The 18586-nt window shown below is 67.4% G+C and carries 17 protein-coding genes; 8 read left to right on the top strand and 9 right to left on the bottom strand.

Annotated elements, in window-relative coordinates; all coding sequences use genetic code 11:
• Window positions 1-9: 9 nt before the first annotated feature.
• From BLJ79_RS01160 to BLJ79_RS01150, 3 genes are all read right to left on the bottom strand, one after another.
• Entirely contained in the window at window positions 10-768 is a 759-nt protein-coding gene (locus BLJ79_RS01160) for an amino acid ABC transporter ATP-binding protein (RefSeq protein WP_071212827.1), read from the bottom strand.
• The gene (locus tag BLJ79_RS01155; protein WP_071213226.1) at window positions 765-2171 is read right to left on the bottom strand and encodes an amino acid ABC transporter substrate-binding protein/permease; all 1407 of its coding nucleotides are present in this window, start codon (window positions 2169-2171) and stop codon (window positions 765-767) included. The genes BLJ79_RS01160 and BLJ79_RS01155 overlap by 4 nt, the downstream gene beginning before the upstream one ends.
• Before the next feature lie 113 nt (window positions 2172-2284).
• The gene (locus BLJ79_RS01150; protein WP_071212826.1) at window positions 2285-2593 is read right to left on the bottom strand and encodes a hypothetical protein; all 309 of its coding nucleotides are present in this window, start codon (window positions 2591-2593) and stop codon (window positions 2285-2287) included.
• A 139-nt stretch (window positions 2594-2732) separates the two neighbouring features.
• On the opposite strand from BLJ79_RS01150, the gene BLJ79_RS01145 reads away from it, so the two are divergent.
• From BLJ79_RS01145 to BLJ79_RS01135, 3 genes are all read left to right on the top strand, one after another.
• On the top strand, window positions 2733-4361 hold the full coding sequence (locus BLJ79_RS01145) for an alkaline phosphatase D family protein (protein ID WP_071212825.1): 1629 nt from the start codon (window positions 2733-2735) through the stop codon (window positions 4359-4361).
• A 147-nt stretch (window positions 4362-4508) separates the two neighbouring features.
• Window positions 4509-6671 (top strand): S9 family peptidase, encoded by a 2163-nt coding sequence (locus BLJ79_RS01140; protein WP_071212824.1) that lies wholly within the window; start codon window positions 4509-4511, stop codon window positions 6669-6671.
• Window positions 6668-7714, top strand: a complete 1047-nt coding sequence (locus tag BLJ79_RS01135) for a GNAT family N-acetyltransferase (protein WP_217641771.1) — start codon at window positions 6668-6670, stop codon at window positions 7712-7714. The genes BLJ79_RS01140 and BLJ79_RS01135 overlap by 4 nt, the downstream gene beginning before the upstream one ends.
• Window positions 7715-7831: 117 nt before the next feature.
• Here BLJ79_RS01135 and BLJ79_RS24010 read toward each other — a convergent pair whose 3' ends face one another.
• Window positions 7832-8215 (bottom strand): ClpX C4-type zinc finger protein, encoded by a 384-nt coding sequence (locus BLJ79_RS24010; protein ID WP_071212823.1) that lies wholly within the window; start codon window positions 8213-8215, stop codon window positions 7832-7834.
• 132 nt (window positions 8216-8347) lie between these two features.
• Between BLJ79_RS24010 and BLJ79_RS01125 the strand changes: the two genes are divergently transcribed.
• Window positions 8348-9619, top strand: coding sequence for an MFS transporter (locus BLJ79_RS01125; RefSeq protein WP_071212822.1), 1272 nt, complete (start codon window positions 8348-8350; stop codon window positions 9617-9619).
• 61 nt (window positions 9620-9680) lie between these two features.
• Here the strand turns inward: BLJ79_RS01125 and BLJ79_RS01120 are convergent, their stop codons facing one another.
• Complete coding sequence (locus BLJ79_RS01120; RefSeq protein WP_071212821.1) at window positions 9681-10040, bottom strand: SPW repeat domain-containing protein; 360 nt, start codon at window positions 10038-10040, stop codon at window positions 9681-9683.
• 258 nt (window positions 10041-10298) lie between these two features.
• Between BLJ79_RS01120 and paaI the strand changes: the two genes are divergently transcribed.
• From paaI to BLJ79_RS01100, 4 genes are all read left to right on the top strand, one after another.
• Window positions 10299-10739, top strand: coding sequence for a hydroxyphenylacetyl-CoA thioesterase PaaI (gene paaI / locus BLJ79_RS01115; RefSeq protein WP_071212820.1), 441 nt, complete (start codon window positions 10299-10301; stop codon window positions 10737-10739).
• A gap of 46 nt (window positions 10740-10785) precedes the next feature.
• The gene (locus BLJ79_RS01110) at window positions 10786-12108 is read left to right on the top strand and encodes a phenylacetate--CoA ligase family protein (protein WP_071212819.1); all 1323 of its coding nucleotides are present in this window, start codon (window positions 10786-10788) and stop codon (window positions 12106-12108) included.
• Between the two features lie 110 nt (window positions 12109-12218).
• Window positions 12219-12836, top strand: coding sequence for a TetR/AcrR family transcriptional regulator (locus BLJ79_RS01105; RefSeq protein ID WP_071212818.1), 618 nt, complete (start codon window positions 12219-12221; stop codon window positions 12834-12836).
• A gap of 88 nt (window positions 12837-12924) precedes the next feature.
• Window positions 12925-13626, top strand: coding sequence for a nicotinamide mononucleotide transporter (locus BLJ79_RS01100; RefSeq protein WP_071212817.1), 702 nt, complete (start codon window positions 12925-12927; stop codon window positions 13624-13626).
• Between the two features lie 90 nt (window positions 13627-13716).
• Here BLJ79_RS01100 and BLJ79_RS01095 read toward each other — a convergent pair whose 3' ends face one another.
• From BLJ79_RS01095 to BLJ79_RS01080, 4 genes are read right to left on the bottom strand one after another with little or no spacing between them, the layout of a single operon-like run.
• Window positions 13717-14307, bottom strand: a complete 591-nt coding sequence (locus BLJ79_RS01095; protein WP_071212816.1) for a GNAT family N-acetyltransferase — start codon at window positions 14305-14307, stop codon at window positions 13717-13719.
• Entirely contained in the window at window positions 14304-17252 is a 2949-nt protein-coding gene (locus BLJ79_RS01090; protein ID WP_175475357.1) for an FtsX-like permease family protein, read from the bottom strand. The genes BLJ79_RS01095 and BLJ79_RS01090 overlap by 4 nt, the downstream gene beginning before the upstream one ends.
• Window positions 17249-17980 (bottom strand): ABC transporter ATP-binding protein, encoded by a 732-nt coding sequence (locus BLJ79_RS01085; protein ID WP_071212814.1) that lies wholly within the window; start codon window positions 17978-17980, stop codon window positions 17249-17251. Before BLJ79_RS01085 ends, BLJ79_RS01090 begins: the two co-directional genes overlap by 4 nt.
• Window positions 17977-18570 (bottom strand): PadR family transcriptional regulator, encoded by a 594-nt coding sequence (locus BLJ79_RS01080; protein WP_071212813.1) that lies wholly within the window; start codon window positions 18568-18570, stop codon window positions 17977-17979. Before BLJ79_RS01080 ends, BLJ79_RS01085 begins: the two co-directional genes overlap by 4 nt.
• Between the last annotated feature and the right edge of the window lie 16 nt (window positions 18571-18586).

Below are 18586 nucleotides of genomic sequence, written 5' to 3'. Positions count from 1 at the left end.
GGACTCCGCCTAAAGGACCTTGGAGAGGAACTCCTTGGTGCGGTCCTGCTGCGGGTTGCCGAACAGTTCGGCCGGCGGGCCCGATTCGCAGACCACGCCATCGGCCATGAAGACCACCCGGTCCCCGATTTCCTTGGCGAAGCCCATCTCGTGGGTCACCAGGACCATGGTCATGCCCTCGGCGGCCAGGTCGCGGATGACCTGGAGCACCTCGCCGACCATTTCCGGGTCCAGTGCGCTGGTGGCCTCGTCAAAGAGCATGATGCCGGGGTTCATGGCCAGCGCGCGGGCGATGGCCACACGCTGCTTCTGGCCGCCGGAGAGCGATGCCGGGCGGGCGTCCGCCTTCTCCTTCAGGCCCACGCGCTCAAGCAGCTTCATGGCCTGGGCCCTGGCCTCGACCCTGGTGGCCTTCTTCAGTTCCACCGGGGCGAGCATGATGTTCTCCGCCACCGACATGTGCGGGAAGAGGTTGAAGTGCTGGAAGACCATGCCCACGTGGCGGCGGACCTCGTTGATGTCGACCTTCGGGTCGGTGACATCGAATCCGTCGACGATGACATGGCCGGCGGAGATCTCCTCCAGCTTGTTCAGGCAGCGCAACAGCGTGGACTTGCCCGAGCCCGAGGGACCGATCACGCACACCACCTCGCCCTCGGCGATTTCCACGTCGATGCCCTTGAGCACCTCGTTGGCGCCGAAGGACTTGCGCAGTCCCTTGACGGTGATCTTGGCTGGCTTTTGTGTTTCAACCGGTGATGCACTCACTTGTTGAACCTCCGATCGGCGTAGTTTGCCAGTTTGGTCAGGGCCATGACGGCCACGAAGTAGATGACGCCCACGATCAGCAGGGTCTCGGTGACGCGGAAGTTCGCCGCGTAGATCTGCTGGCCCTGGTACAGGAGCTCGGCAAAGCCGATGGCCAACAGCAGCGAGGAATCCTTGAGCATGATGATCAGCTGGTTGATCAGCGACGGGGTCATCATCTTGAACGCCTGCGGGACCACGACCTTCTGCATGGACTTGCCGTAGCCCAGGCCCAGCGAACGCGAGGCCTCAAGCTGCCCGGGGTCCACGGACTGGATGCCGCCGCGCACGATCTCCGCTACATAGGCGCCGGAGTTCAGCGACAGCGTCAGCACGCCGGCAACCCAGATGTTGATCGGCTGCCCGGTCAGCTGCGGGAGGCCGAAGTAGAACATGAAGGCCCACAGCAGCAGCGGGGTGCCGCGGAAGATGTTGACGAAGGTCGTGGCGATGCCGCGCAGCACGATGTTGTGGGAGATCTTCATGAATCCGGCCAACAGGCCGATCGCCATGGCCACGGCGAAGGAAATGATCGTCACCACCAGTGTGTTCTTCAGGCCGCTCATCAGGGCCGGGAAGGACTTGCCCAGCAGGTCCAGGAAGGTGGTGGGTTGCGCGGCGGTCGGATTGGCCAGGTACTTGTCCAGGATCTTCTGGTAGTCGCCGTCGGCCTTCAGCTTGGCCAGCCCGTCGTTGAAGGCGGCCAGCAGTGCGGTGTTCTTGCCCTTGTTCACGGCGAACCCGTAGGAGCCGCCGGGGACCTTGTCGGTGACGGTCTTCAGCCCGTTGTTCTGGGCCACGCCGTAGGCGAGCACCGGGTAGTCGTCGAAGACGGCCACGGCGGAACCGGACTTGACGGACTCGTACATGGTTGCCGACTGGTCCAGGGACTTGACGGTGAAACCGTACTGCCCGGCAATCGACTTGGCGTAGGCCTCGCCCTCGGACCCGGTCTTGGCGACCACGGTCTTGCCCTTGAGGTCCTCATAGCCCTTGATGGTGTCGTCGTTCTTGGCGACCGCCATCTGGATGCCGGACTCGAAGTAGGGTTCCGAGAAGTCGTAGACCTGCTTGCGTTCGTCGGTGATCGACATGCCGGCGATCACACCGTCGACCTGGTTGGAGGTCAGTGCCTGCAATGCCGCGTTGAATCCCAGGGAACGGATCTCGACCTTGAAGCCTTCCGCCTCGGCAATGGCGCGGACCAGGTCCATGTCGATTCCGGTCAGTTCCCCGTTCTCGCGGAACTCGAAGGGGGCGAAGGTGGTGTCTGTGCCGATGACAAAGGTCTTGCCTTCGACACCGTTGTCGGCAGGGGCCGCCATGGCGGCGCCGGCACCGCCGAACACCAGGAACATGCCCATGATGGCGGCAATCACCGCCCTGGGCCAGGTCCTTGGACCTCGAGTCGTTCTGGACGTCTTCAAGAGTCGTTCATCTCCTTGATTGCAGGTTCCGCCGCCGTGGTGCGAGGGCGCTAACACGGGTCATAGCCTAGATGCTGATGGCCGCGCGCGGCACCATCCACGCGGAAGGAACGCCGGATTGCTCCGGCATTGTTGCCCGACCGTGACACCGCGCCGGGCTCCATGTCCGAGGCGGTGGAGTAGAAGCCCATGGCGGCTCCCGGCAACCGGGCGTGGACGTATTCGATCCGGGTGCGCCCCGCCAGGGCACCGTGTTCTCCGGCGAGCGCGAGCGTGCCGTACCCGGAGGCCAGCTCCCCCGCACGTTCGTCGAGGTCCTTGGTGGCTTGCTGCCCGCCGGTCCCGTGCGCTGTGCTCATGGAGCCGTCCTGCCACCGGGCGGCAGGTGGCCGACGTATTGGCTCCGCATGGCACGGCGGCGGGCCGTTCCGGCAAGGTTGGGCGGTCGTTAACCGCGGAGCAAGGTTCCGGTTTCCGGGGTGCTGTTGGCTGGAACCCATGGATACCTCCCCGCTCCCGGATCGCCGCTCGCTGCTCAAGGGCGCCGCGGCGCTCTCCGCCCTCGCCGCATCCTCGTTCGTTGCCCCTTCCGCCCTGGCCTCCCCGCGGCCCTTCGCCGTGCCGCTGGCGGCCCGCCGCCTGAGTCTGCCCTCGGGCATCTCCACCGGGGATGTCTCGACGAATTCCGCCGTCCTGTGGTCCCGTGCCTCCGGACCGGGGCGCCTGCACGCCACCCTGCGCGCCGCCGACGAGCAGGGCGATCGGCTCAAGGGGCGCTTCGCCCGCACGGTGACGCTTTCCGGATCGCAGGCGCACGCCGGTACCGACTTCACGGCCAAGATCAATGCGCGCGGGCTGCCCGCGGGCACGCGATTCAACATGGAGCTGTACTTCGAGGACGAGTCCGGCCGGCGCAGCGAAACCGGGACCGGGTCCTTCAGCACCGCCCCGGCCCCCGGCAAGGGGCGCAACCGCGAGTCGGCGGCGCAGAGCTTCGTCTGGACCGCAGACACCGCCGGGCAGGGCTACGGGATCAACGAGGAGATCGGCGGGATGCGCGGCTACGCGGCCATGGCCGCGACCAAGCCGGACTTCTTCCTGCACTCGGGCGACACCATCTACGCGGACGGGCCGATGTCCGCCGAGATGACGGAGCCGGACGGGAACATTTGGCGCAACGTCATCACCGAGGAGGTCTCCAAGGTCGCCGAGACCCTCAACGAGTACCGTGGCCGCCACCGCTACAACATGATGGATGCCAACCTGCGGGCCATGTATGCCCAGGTCCCGGTGATCGCCCAATGGGACGACCACGAGACGGTGAACAACTGGTACCCCGGCGAGATCATCGACGACCCGCGCTACACCGTGCGCGAGGTGGACACCCTCGCTGCCCGCGGACGCCGGGCCTGGCAGGAATACATGCCGATCGCCGATGTCCGTGCGCTGCGCCCGGGCACCGGGTTCGAGGCTGCCCGCATCTACCGGCAGGTCCGCCGCGGGCCGCACCTGGACGTGTTCGCCCTGGACATGCGCTCGCACAAGGGCCCCAACACCGCTGGCCTGGAGACGCAGGAAACCGCCCTGCTGGGCGAGGAACAGCTGCAGTGGCTGATCCGCTCGCTGCGCGACTCGGACGCAACGTGGAAGGTCATCGGCAACGACCTGCCGCTGGGGCTCATCGTCCCCGACGGGAAGGCGCAGGAGTCGATCTCCAACGCCGAGCACGGCAAGCCGCTGGGCCGCGAGTTGGAACTGGCGCGCCTGCTGTCGGAGATCAAGAAACACGACATCAAGAACGTGGTGTTCCTGACCGGAGACGTGCACTATTGCGCGGCCCACCACTACTCCCCCGAGCGCGCCGCCTTCAAGGACTTCAACGGGTTCTGGGAATTCGTGGCCGGGCCCATCAACGCCGGCTCCTTTGGACCCAACGCGCTGGATGGAACCTTCGGCCCGCGGGTCGACTTCCAGCAGGCGGGGCCCACCATGGCTTCCCCGCGCTCGGGCGAGCACCAGTACTTCGGCCACGTGGAGATTCCCGGCGACGGCTCCGCCTTCACGGTGAAGCTGATCAACGCCAACGGGAAGGTGCAGTACACCAAGACGCTGACCCGGCAACGCTGATCCATGGCCGTCGCACGAGCCAGGGGTCCAGGGGCCTCACGGGCCCAGGGACCGCTGGCTCGTGCCGTTGCCTCCCTCCGGTGTGGTTTTGTCCGCGTTGGGCGAAGCCATGGGCCCAATGGGCGGCAAGTCGGATTGAATGGAAGCATGAGCCACGCCGAGCACGCACCCGTCCCCCCGCAGACCCCCAAGGTCCCCACCGTTCGCACTCACCACGGGGATGCCTTCACTGACGACTACGAATGGTTGCGGGACAAGGACAGCCCCGCGGTCCGGGCCCACCTTCAGGACGAGAACGCCTACGCCGAGGCGGTCACCGCCAACCAGGCGCCGCTGCGCGAGGCGATCTTCAACGAGATCAAGGCCCGCACCGTGGAAACCGATCTCTCGGTCCCCGCCCGCAAGCGCGGATGGTGGTACTTCACCCGCACCGCCGAAGGCTCCCAGTACGCCATCCACTGCCGCGTGGCGGCCACCGACACCGGGGACCTGGCCGCGGACTGGACGCCGCCGGCCATCGAGGCGGGCGTGGCCATCGCCGGCGAGCAGGTGCTGCTGGACGGCAACCGGGAGGCCGAGGGCAAGCCCTTCTTTTCCCTGGGCGGGATGGCCGTCAGCGAGGACGGGAACCTGCTGGCCTACGCCCAGGACAACGCCGGGGACGAACGCTTCACCCTGCGCCTCAAGGACCTGTCCACCGGGCAGCTGCTCCCGGACACCATCGAAAACGTGTTCTACGGTCTGGTGTTCTCCCCCGACGGAACCCGGGTCTTCTACACCGTGGTCGACGATTCCTGGCGCCCCCACCAGATCAAGGTCCACACCCTGGGCACCGACCCCGCCGACGATACCGTGGTCTTCCAGGAAGACGACCCGGGCATGTGGCTGGGCTTCGACCTCTCCGCGGACCGCACCGAGCTGCTGATCTCCATCGGCAACTCCGAATACTCCGAGACCCGCACCCTGGACCTGCTCGACGAGCAGGCGGTCCCGGCCATGCTGGTCTCCCGCGAGCACCGCATCCTGCACACCGCGGACCCCGTCACCCTGGACGGGCAGCGCGCCTACGTCATCACGCACGACCGCCAGGCCCTGAACAACATGGTCTCGCTGCTGCGCGCCGACCAGCTTGCCCTGCCCTACGCGCAGCAGCGCTGGGACACGGTGATCGAGCACCGCGACACCGTCAAGGTCGAAGGCACCGCCGCCACGGCCACCCACCTGGTCATCTCCGTGCGCCAGGACACCACCGAACGCATCCAGGTGCTCCCGCTGGCGGGCCTGGGCACCGCAACCCAGCTCCCGGCCGTGGAACCGGCGTTCGACGAGGAGCTCTACACCTGCTCGCTGGCCAACGCGGAGCTCGAGGCGCCGATGATCCGGCTTTCCTACACCTCGGACTTCACCCCCGCCCGCGTCTACGACTACACGCTCGCCGACGGCACCCTGACCCTGCGCAAGCAGACCCAGGTCAACAACTACGACCCGGCCAACTACCGCGCCACCCGCGAGTGGGCCACCGCGGCCGACGGCACCAGGATCCCGCTGACCATCCTGCGCCGCGCGGAGATCACCAACGAATCGCCCAACCCGGTGCTCGTCTACGGCTACGGCAGCTACGAGATGTCCATGGACCCGGGCTTCGGCATCCCGCGGCTCTCGCTGCTGGACCGCGGCGTCGTGTTCGTCATCGCCCACGTGCGCGGCGGCGGAGAACTGGGAAGGCAGTGGTACCTGGACGGGAAGAAGCTGGCCAAGAAGAACACCTTCACCGACTTCGTGGACGCCACCAAGTACCTGCTGGAATCCGGATGGGCAGACCCGAAGCGCATCGTCGCCCTGGGCGGTTCGGCCGGCGGGCTGCTCATGGGCGCGGTGGCCAACCTGGCCCCGCAGCTCTACGCCGGCATCATCGCCCAGGTCCCCTTCGTCGACGCACTGACCTCCATCCTGGACCCGGACCTGCCGCTCTCGGCCCTGGAATGGGAGGAATGGGGCAACCCCATCGAGGAGAAGGAGGTGTACGACTACATGAAGTCCTACACCCCCTACGAGAACGTCGCGGCCCTGCCCTACCCGCGGATCGCCGCCGTCACCTCGCTAAACGACACCCGCGTGCTCTACGTGGAGCCGGCCAAGTGGGTGGCGAAGCTGCGCGAGGAGACCACCGGCACCGCACCCATCGTGATGAAGATCGAGATGGACGGCGGGCACGGCGGCGCCTCGGGCCGCTACGAGGGCTGGAAGACCCGCGCCTGGGACTACGCCTTCGCTCTGGACACCCTGGGCCTGAACCCCGAAGGCGCATGAGCACACCGGAAATAACCAGCACGTCCGGCGCGGGGTTCGCCACGAACCCCGCGTTCCGGGCGCTGCTCACCGCGGCTTCCGGCGCCACCGGCGCCGACCTCGACGCCGTGGTTGAGGAAATCAAGGACCTGGAGCTGCTCGTTGCGCCCGATGCGGGCGGGGAACCTGCGGCGCTGGCCGCCTACCGGCGCATCGACGGTTTCGCGGTCGAGATCGAATACCTCGCCGTGGCCCCGGCACTGCAAAACCAGGGGCTTGCCACCGCGCTGGTGCACCGGATCCAGGGCGACGAGGCCGCCATGGTTGTAGCCCGCACCGATGACGACGCCATCGGCTTCTACCGGGCCGCAGGGTTCCACGCCGGCGATTCACCGCCCGATTCCCGCTGGCCCGGTCGCCGCCGCTACCTCTGCGTGCTGCCCCACCTGCCGTTGCTGCGCAGCCCGCAGTCCGATGACGGTGGCGTCGAGTGGATCCATGGGGAACCGTCCCCTGCCCCCGTGCATGTGGTGCCCGCCTCGCCGCACTGGGCCGGCGACTTCGACGCGCTCGCCGGGCGCCTGCGCGACGCGCTGGGTTCCCGGGCCCTGGCCCTCGAGCACCTGGGTTCCACCTCGGTGCCGGGGCTTTGGGCCAAGCCGGTCATTGACGTGGTGTTGACGGTCGAGGACCCGGACCTTGAGGACCACTACGTGCCCCTGCTCGAGGCGGCGGGATTCGTCTTCCGCCTCCGCGAGCGCGGCTGGTATGGCCACCGGCTGCTGGTTTCCGGCCCGGGCTCCGGGCTGCCGGCAGCCAACATCCATGTCTTTGCGCCGGGCTGCCCCGAGACCGCACGCATGCTCGCGTTCCGCCAATGGCTGCGCACCCATCCGGCGGACCTCGATGCCTATGCGCGCATCAAGCGGGCGTCCGCCGAACGGATCAACGAACGCGGCGGCGGTGCCGGGCTGGTGATGGACTACAACCGGGCCAAGGAACCGTTCATCCGCGACCTCTACGCACGGATCCTGCAAGGCCATCCGGGGCCGGAGGAACGCTAACCGTCGTCCGGCTCCCGGCGGCACCGACGGCTAACACACGATGGCCAACTACCGGTAGCCTGCCGGGCCTTGTGGCCTGGCGATCCTGGAACATGCGGCCCTGCGGCCCCGGGTCGCTCAGCCTTGCTCTCGGGGCCTTGACGGTTTGCCCCCTGCGGCCCGATTGCTGCCGGGCTGCTTGAACCTTTCCCAGGCCGATTGCCTGGTCATGGCCAGGGCCTCGCCCACGCGTGCCCAGCTGGCACCCTTGCCCCGGGCGACGCCCACCCACGCGGCCAGGCGTTGCTCGACCTGTGCGGCCACCGCGGAAATCCGCGGCAGCAGTTCCAGCACCTGCTCTTGGGTCATGTCAAGCCACGGTTCGGAGGCGACCCCGCCGGCATGCAGGGAAGCGCAGTTTTCCGTGCAGTCCGAGCAAATGGCGACGCCCGGCCCGTAGGCAAGCTTGCCGCAGGCCTCCCGGTCACGCCCGCAAAAACTGCACTGGCCGGTATCCGCCATCCGGTCGGACGGACTCATCATTGCCCCTGGTTCGCTCACAACCCAACACTACGTGATCAACGGGGTTGCGCTGTCAGGATTAACCTGACAATCTGTCAGGAATCACCTGACACGATCGAGAGGTCCCCCACCGTGAACCCCGCACCAACACTGACAACGGCGAAGCGACAGGGAAATCCGGCGGCCTTCCGACGGCTCCTGGCATCCAACGCCTTTGAAGCCGTCGCCGACAACGCCACCCGGACCCTGCTGCCGGTGATCGCCGTGGCAAGCCTCGGCGCAGGAACGGTGGAGGTCGGCCTGCTCAACGCCCTGGGGCTCGGGGCGTTCCTGGTCCTCGGACTGCCCATAGGCGCCCTGGTCGACCGGCTCCCCAAGCTTCCGGCCATGCGCGCGGCAGACCTGGCCCGGGCCGCACTCATCCTGGCGATCCCATTGCTCTTTCTCCTTGGTTCATTGGACATGTGGCACTTGCTGGTGGCCGCCGCACTGCTGGGCATCGCCGACGTCTTCTTCACTTCGGCCAGCGGGGCACTGGTCCCGTCCCTTGTGGGATCCAACGAACTCGGTGGCGCCTACGCCAGGCTCCAGCGAGCCTCCAGCCTGGCCTCGATCGGCACCCCCGCGGTGGCAACCGCGGGGCTGAAGGTCCTCGCCGCGCCGCTGGCTTTGGTCCTGGGCGGCTTCGGCTACCTGTGCTCCGCGCTCCTGCTGCCCCGAGCCTCCGGCCATGCCACGCCCCCGGCGGCCGGGCCAAGGCCGCGGTTTTGGCGCTCGATCGCCCAGGGGTTGTCGATGGCCGTTGGCCATCGCACAATGCGCGCGCTGCTGCTGTCGAACCTGTTGCTCAATGCCGCGGCAATACTGGGCAACTCGGTCCTCGCCGTCTTCGTGATCTCATCGCTGGGGTTTTCCGCGGCAACCTTCGCCCTGGTCGGGACCGTCTCGGCAAGCGGCAGCCTGGTTGCCTCGCTGATCGCCCCGCGGCTGCTCGGGCGCTTGGGCATCGGAAGGCTGAAGATCGCCGCATCGCTGGGCTGCGTGCCGGCCGTTGCTGCGCTGGCCCTGGCCGAAATCCTGCCGGGCCCCGCCCTGGCCTGGGTGGCCGCACAGTCGTTTTTGTGGGCATTCATGCTGGTGCTGGCGACCGTGGCCGGCGCCGGGGTCATCCCGCAACTGTGCGAGGAATCGCGGCTTGGCACCGTCATGGCCGGCAACCGCTTCTTCACACTGGGGATCATGCCGGTGGCCAGCATCGCCGGGGGCATTGCGGCTTCCGCCTTCGGGATCCAACCGGTGCTGTGGGCGTGGGCGCTGCTGGCAGGGCTATCCGCGGTGCCCATTCTTTTCTCCCCGCTGCGCAGCTGGCACCTGGGCCCCGAACCGCGCGGAACCAATGCCTAGGACGCAGGCTTCCGCCGGCACACGGTTGTGCCGGCGGATGCACAGGCGGCCGAGGCCGCGCCTACCCCTCTTGGTGGTGCAGTTTTTCCGAGACGTCGATGCTGGGCTTCATGGCCAGGAAGGTTGCCAGCAGGGCCAATCCCCCACCGATCCATGCGGTGAGCGCCGGGACATTTGTCCCGTTGAAGTGGCCCAGCCATGGCAGGATGATGGCCAGGATGGATGCCAGGACCTGCCCGACCTCGATCCCGTACAGGTTCGGCCCGGCCAGGTTGACCAGCCCGACGGCCAGCAACAGCACCCCGGAGATGATCAGCATCGACACCGAGTTGCCTGTGCCTTCCGACCAGATGGGAGTCAGCGCCATCACGAGCCCGACGACCACGACGACCCAATCTTCCCAACGCCTGAATCTACGCATTGGACTTCAACTCCTTTGCTGTCACGCACTTGATCCTGCCTTCAGTCTGGGCCGGGTGCGCCGTGGCGGGTAGGGGCTTTCGTCCCACCGCCGCCTTGGGACCCGACCCGGCGGGCACCTTGGGCAACCGGCCCGGTTGGGACCTTGATGACGAATGGATGTCGCCCGAAAACCCGGGCTTCGGCTCCTCCCGTCTTGACTTATCTCACATTTCAGGATTACCTAATGATCGTTCGGTAAATAACTGAGAGGCTCCCCATGAGCGACACTGGCGTCGATGCACCGCTGATGCATCCCATCCTGGAAAACGACTATGCGGCCAAGTGGTTGGGCATCGAGGTGCTGAAGGTGGCAGACGGGCACGCAACCATTTCCATGGAGCTGCGCCGGGAAATGCTCAACGGCTTCGGCATCGCCCACGGCGGGATGGTTTTCGCCCTCGCCGACACCGCGTTCGCCATGTCCTGCAACCCGCACACCGGCTCGGCCGACACCATCACGGTGGCCTCCGGCGTCGACATCAACTTCCTCAAGCCCGGCATCCCCGGCCGGACCCTCACCGCCGTGGCCAACCGCCGCCAGCAAACCGGGCGCAGCGGGATCTACGACATCCAGGTCCTGCAGAGCGTCCCGGGCGCCGAGGACGAGGTGCTGGCCGAGTTCCGCGGCCGTTCCCGCACCATCCCGAAGCGTCCCTGACGCCCCCCTCCCCCACCTCCCGCAACAACGCACGTAAGGCCACATCATGACCCAGACCTCCACCCGGATCGAACTGCCCAACCCGCTGGACCCGGAAGAAAGCATGAGCCGGGACCAGATCGAATCGATCCAGCTCACGCGGCTGCAGGACACCCTGGCCTACGCGTACGACCGGGTTCCGCTGTACAAGGAAAAGTACGATGCCGCCGGGGTCCACCCGAGCGACCTGAAGGAACTGGCGGACCTGTCCAAGTTCCCGTTCACGGAAAAGGAAGACCTGCGCAAGACCTACCCGTTCGGCATGTTCGCAGTCCCGCAGCACGAGGTCGCCCGCATCCACGCTTCCTCCGGCACCACCGGCCGGGCCACCGTGGTCGGCTACACCCAGCAGGACCTGGACGACTGGGCCAAGATGGGCGCACGCTGCCTGCGCCTCTCGGGCGTCAAGCCGGGATGGAAGGTCCACAACGCCTACGGCTACGGCCTGTTCACCGGCGGCCTGGGAGCGCACGCCGCGGCCGAGCGCCTGGGCACCACGGTGATTCCGATGTCCGGCGGCCAGACCGAAAAGCAGATCACGCTGATCCAGGACTTCGAGCCGGACGCGATCCTGTGCACACCCACGTACCTGCTGACCATCGGCGATGCCATGCAGCGGGCCGGGATCGACCCGCGCAAGACCTCCCTGAAGACCGCGGTCCTGGGTGCCGAGCCGTGGACCGAGGAAATGCGCCACGAGCTCGAGGTCATGTTCGACATCGATGCCTGCGACATCTACGGTCTGTCCGAGGTCATGGGCCCGGGGGTGGCCGGCGAATCCAACGAGACCAAGGATGGCAGCCACATCTGGGAGGACCACTTCCGTCCGGAGATCATTGAYGCCTTCGACGAGACCCAGGTCCTGCGCGACGGCGAGCACGGCGAACTGGTGTTCACCTCGCTGACCAAGCAGGCCCTGCCGATCATCCGCTACCGCACCCACGACCTCACCCGCCTGCTGCCGGGCACCGCACGGCCGGGGCACCGCCGCATGGGCCGGATCACCGGGCGCAGCGACGACATGATCATCCTGCGGGGCGTGAACCTCTTCCCGTCCCAGATCGAGGAAATCGCGTTGCGGGTGCCGGGCCTTTCCCCGCACTTCCAGCTGGAGATCACCCGGCCGGGCCGCATGGACCAGCTGGCGGTGCGCATCGAGCGCCGCGAGGACTGCGACGCCGACCGGGCGATCGCCGCCGGCAGGGAACTTGCCCGGGAAATCAAGATCCATGTCGGTTCGTCCTGCGAGATCGACGTCGTGGACCCCGGCTCCCTGGCCCGTTCCTCGGGCAAGCTGCGCCGCATCTACGACCTGCGCGAGAAGAAGTAGGCCGATCCCCTCCGCCTTGGGGGCGGGCGATGGACACGCCACCGCCCGCCCCCAAGGCGGCATCCCGGGCCGAATTTACGGACCGACCGTTCGTGAGAGAATGAGGAATCATGACTGCCAGCGTTACGAACTCCTCACCGACCAAGCGCGGTCGCCCCGGATACGACCAGGAATCCGTCCTCTCGATTGCCGTGGAGGTCTTCAACAAGCACGGCTACGACGCCACCTCCATGGGCAAGCTCGCCGAGAACCTGGGTATCAGCAAGTCCGCGATCTACCACCATGTTCCCTCCAAGGGCGACTTGCTGCGCTTGGCCCTTGACGAGGCGTTGGTGCCGCTCGAGGCCATCGCCGAGGACGAGCGTGCCAGCGTGGGCACCGCCGAGGAACGCCTGAAGTTCTTCCTCCGCTCCACGATCCGGGTCCTGGTCAAGCGCCAGCAATACGTGACGCTGCTGCTGCGGCTGCGCGGCAACACCGAGATCGAGCGCGACGCGCTCCAGCGCCGCCGCGCCGTGGACCGCAAGGTCTCTGACCTGGTGGTCGAGGCCCAGCGGGAAGGCTCGCTGCGCAGCGACATCGACCCGCGAACCACCACCCGGTTGCTGTTCGGCACCATCAACTCCCTGGTCGAATGGTTCAGGGAAGATGGAAACGTCACGGCCGAACAGGTCGAGGAGCACGCCATCACCATGATGTTCGATGGATTACACCAGAACGGCCAATAGGGTTCACCACGTCAAGTCGCGCTACGATCGATAGCTGAGGCACCGCACCGCCCCCACCGATTTTCTTTGTGAATAGGCAGCATTCTTCGTGGACGAACTTTTCTACAATCTCTTCACCCAGGCCCCCGGAACGGATTCCGGAACCCAGGTGGCACTCTTTGCCCTTTCGGCACTGCTCAGCTGCATCGCCATGGTGGTGCTCGCCCGGCGCAACGACCTGGGCTGGTGGGCACAGATCCTGGCCGTCTTCGCCGGCCCGTTGGTCATCGCCCTGCAATTCGAGGCATCCCTGCTCGCCTATGCCGTGCCTGCCCTGCTGGCGGCGGCCTTCGGCCTGTGGCGTTTCTCCAAGTTCGAGATCTCCGGGAAGTTCGGACGCAAGGTCATCCAGCGCGGGTTCAGCGTCAAGTCCCTGCTGGTCGGCGTGCTGCTGGTGCTGGTGTTCACAGCCCTGCGCATGGGCCGCATGCTGACATCCGGGTTCATCTTCACCGAGGGGACCGCATCCTTGTGGATCTCCTTTGCGGCCGAGGCCGCACTGATCGTGTCCCTTGTCGGCATCGCGTGCGGTTACCGCTGGGCCTGGCTGGCCAGCACCGCATCGGCCATCGTCTATGTCGCCCTGCTCTTTGACACCAACCCCGCACTGGCCCTGCTCGGCGTCACGGTCTTCCAGGCCCTGGCCGGAATCTACGGCTGGTTCGCCTGGCGCAACCTGCCCACCCAGGCCTCGATGGATGCCGATGCGGCACCCGGGGCAAAGTACCCGCCAAGCCCCTACACCGCATAGGCTGCATCGGCACAGGCGCGTTTTTCCGTCATGGCAATGGCCCGGAACCTTGTGGTTCCGGGCCATTGCCATCCAACGTCGATTCCCGGTTTACGCGGCTCCCGCAGGGGCGAGCGGCAGCGGAGGAACCAGTGCGGGGCCGTCGCTGCGCAGCCGGGCGCAGGTTTGCACGTCGTAGCGCACCGCGTTCCCGTGTTCGTCCAGGTAGCGCAGCTTCGCGCGTTCCAGGCCCTCGATGCGGAACCCGGCGTTCCTGGCCACGCCCGCGGAGCCTGGATTGTTCACCCGGTAGGCCAGTTCGAGGCGAAAGAGCCCCAAGGACCCGAAGCAGTGCTCGGCCAGGCCGGCTGTCGCCCGCGAGGCCAATCCCGTGCCACGGGCTTCGGGTGCGACCCAGTACGAGACCCATGCCGTGTCGTGGCGACGGTCGATCGCGCCGGCCATCACGTGCCCGACCGCCCTGCCCGCCACGTCGATGGCGAACGCCACGGCGCCCTGGTTCCCGGGGCCGATCCACTGTGCCACCCAACGCCGCGCGGCTGCCTCGGTCCCGAGCGGTTCCCCGGCCTGCGCCGCCATGTCGTCGCTGTCGAAGGCCTCGAGAATCGCGGCAAGGTCTTGTCCGGAGTCAGTCCAGGGACGCAGGCGGCCGGCGGTCGGCGAATTGTCAGCTGTGGTCATCCGCCCATCCTAGCTGCGCGGATGCGGCGCGGAACCATGAGCCAACCGACCAATCCAGCCAACGGAGGGACGGCCACAAGCACCGTCAGCGGCGCCAACAGCCGCGGATCCACGGTTCCCTCCATGACGACGAGCAGCAGTAGCACCGGCATGGCCCCGAGCAGCATTCCCAGCACCGTGCCAAGCAGCGCGGTGAATCCGGCCTGCGCGGCCCCGAAACGGCGGCGGGTTTCCAGGGAAGCGCCGACTCCCGCCATGACCCGGGCATCACGCCGTCCGTCGGCGAGCGCCAGGCCGGTGGTCACCGCCACGGTGCCCAGCACCAGCAGCCCGGCGGCGATGCCCAGCAGCCAGGGCAGCAACACCATGAGCCGGTCCATTCCCGAGGGCTCGATCCTCGTTTCGAGGCTGACGCCCAGCCGCTCCAGGTCCTTGTTCACGGCCCGGATTTCCTCCGTGTTCAGGCTCTTCCCCAGATCGACCAGCAGGGTCGAGTCTGCGATGAATCCCCCGGTGCCGATCATCGCTTCCTTGGACATCATGACCGGCGGCACGTTCCGGTGGGGGACGCGCACCTCGAGGGCGTCGATCTCGAAGGCATCCTTCACCGGAATGCCCAGCAGCGCCCCGGCGGGACTTGCATAAAAGTATCCGCGCTCGACTTCCGGAAGCCCCATGTCCGGAATTCCCAAGGCCACGCGCTGCTGGTCGGTGACGAATTCGGGCACCGTGACGATGGCTTTGCCCTTCCCGAAGGCCTCGCCTGCCGCGGGCGTGTAGGACTTGTCCAACAGGAGCTTGAGCCCCGCCAGGTCGGTGATGGTTGCGGAGTTCTCGGCATGCACCGAGGCCCCGCTTCCGTTGCCGTCCACCCCGCAGTACCGTGCAGTGAATCTGTCCGACTCCCAAATGCTCTGCGCCACGGCTTGCGTGCGTGCTTCCAACCCCGCCAGGTCCGGAGCGGTGCTGCTGTCCATGTCCTGGTGTCCGTAGCGGCAGATGCTGCTCGGTGCCAACAACGCGACCCACGGCCCCCCGGAGGAATCCCCGGTGCCCGGCTGCCGTTTGCCTGCATGGAACGACCCCTGCCTGGCACTGGACAGCGGAGCATGGCCAGAGCGTTCGAGTTGCTCGATGACCTCCGCGGCCTTGGTCCGGGCATCATTCTCGTTGACAGACAAGTCTTCTTCCGTGCCGGACATGAGGAAGATCGCTTGGAGGTTCGGGGGCTTGGTGGGCTCCGCAAACCCGGCACCGGACACCGTGTGCCCGGCAGCCAGGGCCAATGCCGTGGCCAGCGCCGTGCCGGCGATCACCGCGGCAACCGCGGGCACTGTGCGCCCGTGGTTGCGCTGGATGTCGCGCACCGCGAGCCGCCCGGCCAGCGGCAGCCTGTGCCCGGCGTTGCCGAGCACCCTCAGGATGAACCCGATCGAGAGCATCAAGCCCAAGGTGCACAGCACCATCCCGGCAATAAATCCGCCCGCCACCAGGCTGCCGCGCTCGTTGAGCACTCCGTAGCTGCCGGCTCCGAACCCCAGCACCAGCGCCACGGACCAACAGGCTGCACCCAACCCGAGGAACACAAACCCAAGCACCGGGATCCTGGGCCGCGCCGAGGGGCTCGCCTCGGCGCGCAGCGCGGAAAGTGCCGCATTGCGGGACACCGACCGCGCGGGCACCAGGGCGGCGACCACGGCGCTGGCCAGGCCCAGCAGGACAAGTGCGGCGATGATGCTCCAGGGGACATGCCAACCGGGGAAGCCCCCGGCGTTCGCCTCGCTCCACCAGGTCACGCCCCGGGCCCCGGCCAGGCCCAGGCCCGTGCCCAGCAGTACCGCGCTCCCGCCCAGGAAGAGCCCCGAGTACCCACCGATCCACCTGATCACCCCGGCGTCGGCGCCGTTGGCGCCCAACAGCGCAAAGGTCCGGCGTTGCCGCTTTGCTCCCACGGCGAAGGCGGCACCGGCCAGCAGCCCCACCTCCAGGAAGACGAAGAACCCAACGGTGGAGATCGCCATGAACCTGAACAATGCCTCGGCCCTCGCGTCGTCGCCCGAGGATCCCGTCCACAGGCCACTGGCGGGAGGGTCGATGATGAAGTCCCTGGCGTAGCTGCCGATCCCCAGGGCATTGAGCGCTGCCTGCCGCTCCAGGTCGATCTCCATCCCCTCCACGAAGACCGAGAAGTACGCGTGTTCCGCCTCCTTGGCCATCGGGTGTCCCGGGGCAAGGAACACCGCCGGGGATTCGAACCCGCCAATCCCCAGGCTGAGCCCGAGTCCGCTGCCGCTGAGTCCCATGCCGACTGACTGCTCCGCAATCCCGTTGATCGGGTACCCGGCGTCCCCCAGCACCAGCCGCCCTCCGATGCCCAGCCCGGTGGCATCGGCAAGATCCCGGTTGATGGCCACCGACTCCCCCGTGCCCCAGGCACCGGCCGACAGCGTGTAGCGCCCGGTGAAACGCGGGTCCTGAAGCTCCCCGACCGTTACCTCGGTTTGCACCTCGCCGTCCGCGCCCGGGAACTTGAGGTACCCGTTGCGCACCACGGTGCTCGAGGCGCCCTCGTCGAGCTGTTTCAGGATCGCCGGCACATCCGCTGCACCAGTTGTCTCTTCCTCGGGGCCCGGATCGCCATTGCTGGCGGACTGGAAGGGGTCGTTCGGGTTCTGCACGGCACCGAGGGGGTACTCGCTGCCCAGCAGCTGCAGGTCAAATCCGCCCAGCTGCCTGCTCGCGTTTTCCGGTCCCGTGGGGACGGCGCTGTCGATGAGCGTCACGGCCAGCACCATCAGCATCAGTGGCAGAGCGATCAATGACAGCACCAGTGCCGAAGTCGATTTGTTGGCGCGGATGTCGCGCAGCGCCATCCTGCGGGCCAGGGCGCGTCCGCCGGCTTGGCCGGTGGGTCCCTTGGTTCCGGAGCGCGGCTTGAACATCATCGGTTCACCAACAGCGAGGCCGGGTCGTTTTGCAATGCGGTCTGGTCCACGATGCGCCCGTCCTTGAGGAACACCACGCGGTCCGCCCATCCCGCATGCCGGGGCTCGTGGGTCACCATGACCACCGCGGCCCCGGCATCCGCGCGCTGGCGCAGCACCTCGAGGACACCGTTGCCGGTCACCGAGTCCAGGGCCCCGGTGGGTTCGTCGGCAAGGATCAGTGAGCGCTCGCCAATGATGGCGCGGGCGATGGCGACCCGTTGTTGCTGGCCGCCGGAGAGCTGGTCCATGAACCTCCCGGCCAGGTGTTCGATGCCGACCTGGCGCAGGGCGTTGCGCGCCGCCCGGTGCGCCTTGGCCGGCTTCCAGCCGTCGAGTTCCAGCGGCAGTGCGGCGTTTTCCACCGCGGTCAGCGTGGGTATCAGGTTGAAGTCCTGGAAGACGTACCCCACGGCCCGGCGGCGCAGCCGGGCCAGGTCGGCCAGGCCCAGCGAACCCAGCGGCGTGTCCTGGATGAACACCTCCCCGCTGGTGGCGGTGTCGAGCCCTCCGGCCAGGGCCAGCAGCGAGGACTTGCCCGAACCCGAGGGGCCCATCACCGCGACGAACTCCCCCTCGTCGACGCTGAAGGAGACATCGCGCAACGCGGCAACCGAGGTGTCCCCGGTGCCGTAGGTCTTGGTCACGCCCGCCAGCTCCAGCAACTGTCGGTTCCCCGGCGCGCTCACGAGAGTTCCCGGGTGCGCGCCGGTGCGGCCACCGAGGCCGCGATGCCTGCCCCAGCCACGGAGGGCTTGGCCATGGTCAGCATTTTCTCCTCGCAGTGGTCCAGCCACTTCAGCTCGGCCTCTGCCGAGTAGATAAGCGATTCCAGGACCAGCCGCCAGGAAAAGTCCTCTGCCTTGTTGGCCTTGTCGGCCTCGCGCCGGGAACGCACGTATCCCTGCATGGCGTGGATGGTCGAGAGCCGTTGGGTCTGGATGACCGCGGCGACATCGACCCGCGGTGTTCCCAGTGCCAGGGCGAGCTTGATGGCCAACTCGTTGCGCGGCGGGGTGCTGGGGGCCACCGGGGTGGAGAACCAGGCGGCGACCTCCATCCGCCCCGCCTCGGTGATGGCGTAGTAGCGGTGCCCGCGTTCGTCCGTGCCCAGGTCGCTGACCAGACCGTCGCGTTCGAGCCGGTCCAGTGTCGTGTAGACCTGCCCGATGTTCAGCGGCCAGGTGCTTCCGGTGGAACGCTCGAACTCCTCGCGCAGCTCGAACCCGTAGCGTTGCTGCTGTTCCAGCATGACCAGCAATGAATGCTTGATTGACAAATCGACCCCTAAATAC

It is taken from the genome of Arthrobacter sp. UCD-GKA (genome assembly GCF_001863355.1).
In the GTDB taxonomy this organism is placed as follows: domain Bacteria; phylum Actinomycetota; class Actinomycetes; order Actinomycetales; family Micrococcaceae; genus Paeniglutamicibacter.
This window is presented reverse-complemented; position numbering and strand designations above follow the sequence as displayed.